Consider the following 651-nt stretch of genomic DNA (forward strand, 5'->3'; position numbering starts at 1 on the left):
GCAGGGGAATTTTACACGTATGAAATCAACTATTGATGAGTAGGTGGTTTACATATCTGTTGATTTCGTTGTTTCTGTTTTCGTGTACGAAGAAGGAAACGTTACGGGTTAGTGTAAAAAATATGGTAACGGGAGAGTCTGTTGCCAATATGAACATCAATGTGTACGAAGTTTTCAATGTTTCTGACGGGGTTTCGGGAACGAAAACGGAGCTTTTTCAAAGTGGAGAAACGAACAGTGAAGGAGTTCTGTTTCTGACCGAAAAATTCAATAAAAACAGGCGGTATGAGGTTTTTGTCGGACAATTTCCGGAAGAACATTGCTATCTTAATAGAATGGGATACACCTGGTCAGTAGGAGAAGCCACGGATTTAGCGTTTGAGTATGCACCATGTGCATATTTGAAAATGAGGATAGAGAATGTGAATTGTACAGGGGATACTGATAATTTTAAACTTTATTATTTAGGTAGACAGGTAGGAGGTCAGTCTCCTCCCATAGTAGGTGCGCAAATGCGTGATGAAGATGGGTGTTACTTTTTCGAGAGTTCTAGTTACTCTGATGCCCCCATGGGTGAGCGTTATTATCGACGGGAAGTTACGCGAAATGGTATTACAGAGATTTTTTATGATACAATTTACCTAAACGCAG

At 39.9% G+C, this 651-nt stretch carries 1 protein-coding gene; it reads left to right on the forward strand.

Annotated elements, in window-relative coordinates; translation table 11 throughout:
• Positions 1–35: 35 nt before the first annotated feature.
• Positions 36–651: hypothetical protein (locus ABDZ97_RS12355; RefSeq protein WP_343788102.1), on the forward strand; the 616-nt coding region annotated here is incomplete at its 3' end.

Origin of the sequence: Wandonia haliotis (genome assembly GCF_039523435.1) — a bacterium.
Classification (GTDB): Bacteria; Bacteroidota; Bacteroidia; order Flavobacteriales_D; family Crocinitomicaceae; genus Wandonia; species Wandonia haliotis.